Source organism: 'Chrysanthemum coronarium' phytoplasma, from assembly GCF_000744065.1.
GTDB lineage: Bacteria > Bacillota_I > Bacilli_A > Acholeplasmatales > Acholeplasmataceae > Phytoplasma > Phytoplasma asteris.
The window spans coordinates 1-1,869 of record NZ_BBIY01000090.1 but is presented as its reverse complement, the minus strand read 5'-3'; the positions used below and the strand labels follow the sequence as shown (position 1 = coordinate 1,869).

The following is a 1,869-nucleotide window of genomic DNA, read 5'->3' as shown; positions in this document are numbered from 1 at the left end:
AAATTCAACAAGAATTAAAAAAACAAAATGATAATGCATCATCACAACAAAGAAAAACAATCTTTTTATTTTTTGAAAAACCAATATATAATTTTTTAGAAGAACAAACATATTCTATTAATCATAGTTCTTTTATGATAGATATATTACCTGATACTCATTTAAAAGGATTAGATTATATGCAAAGAGCTCATGAAGCATGGGAGCATCATCCTCAACCTAGCCAAACAAATGAAATACATCAAACAGGACAAAATATGTATCATAATTTAAATAATCAACTTAGAGACCCAGCATTTAATAGAGCATGGCAACAAAAAAATAAAGGTCAATATAATTATAACTATAATCAAAATTATTCACCTTATCAAATAAATTATACTCCTACAATCTATCAAGTTCCTAATGCAAATATGCAAATTGTAATTCAACAAGAAACTCAAAATAATCAACAACCAAATCAATAACATTAATAATTAATATATAATATAATAATGAAAATAAAGGTTAATTATAACATGGCATATAAAAAAATGAACATAAAAAGGATACATCATTAAAAGAATTTGAAGTTAATGAAAAAGCAACTAACGTTCAAATTAAAAAAACAAAAGATGATAAAAATAAACTTAAAGTAGCAAAAGAAAATGAATTTGAATATGATGAAACATTAAATCTAGTTTCTAATAATGAATCTAAAAGTAATACGTTTTTCTTTGTGATTATTATTTTGATATGTATTACAAGGTGGTTCTGTTGTTTTTTCTTATATGACAAATGATACAATGGATAAAAACTTTCAAAAAACAAATGAAATAATTACTACAACAAAAACAGATGTTGAAAGTTTATCAACAGAAGTTAAAGAATTAAAAGAAAACCAAACAAATAATAATCAAACTGATGAAAATCTTATGACTATTCAAGAATTAAAACAAATGATGCAAGATATAATTCATGGAAATAATCTACATACTCTAAATGACCGTATAAATGCATTAGCTAATAAAAATGATCCATCTAAAAAACAATTACAACAAATAGATAAATTTCCTGAAGGTACTAGATATTTTCCTATGCCTTTAGATGAATTTGAAGGATTACCTAGTTTTAAAAAAACTATTGGGATGGAAAGTGTTATAGACCAATTACAAGGTTTTCTTAATTATTTAAGTGATCCTTTATCTTATTTAGGTGTTGGTAAAGTTAAACCACCTCAAGGAGTCTTATTTTATGGGGTTCCCGGAACAGGTAAAACATTCTTTACTAGAGCACTTGCTAAAGAAGCTGGTAGACAAGTTGGTTTTTATGAAACTAATGCTGCTTAATTTGTTTCTCAAACTCTTGTAGGAGATGTTCCTAGGTTTGTTAAAAAGTTATTTGAAGATGTAAGATTGCATAATAAAAAAGAAGGAGTAAAAACTTCTATTATCTTTATTGATGAATGTGAAGAAGCTTTTAAAGATCTAAATAAAACTGCAAATTCATCTTCAGATCTACCTAACGTTGTAAACCAATTTAAAACTGAATTAACCTCAACAAAAAATAAAGAAAGAATTTTACCAACATTGTCAATGTTGCGGAAGTGATTTGGGAATGAATATAAATGATGTTTATTTGAATTTATTTGGTGTAATAATGGCTTTAATGATTTTAATTAGTTTTGGATTTTTTGTATTATTAAATTTTTTGAGTTTATTTTCATTTTTTCAAATTAATAATGAAATTTTTACAAATCTTATTTATATTTTTGTTATTGGTAGTCTTTCATTTTGTTTAATAGCTCACTTTATGCCTAAATTGCTTTTTGAAAAATTAGATTATGAAGAGTTTGAAAAAGAATAAAGGAAAATTAGATGAAAAAAACAG

The 1,869-nt window shown here is 24.6% G+C and carries 1 protein-coding gene and 1 pseudogene; both read left to right on the top strand.

Going from position 1 to position 1,869, the window contains the following annotated elements; translation table 11 throughout:
* On the top strand, positions 1 to 467 hold a 467-nt coding region (locus tag OYV_RS05130), incomplete at its 5' end, for a hypothetical protein (RefSeq protein ID WP_042068351.1).
* 303 nt (positions 468 to 770) lie between these two features.
* Positions 771 to 1,589: pseudogene (locus OYV_RS05600) on the top strand (AAA family ATPase).
* Positions 1,590 to 1,869 lie beyond the last annotated feature (280 nt).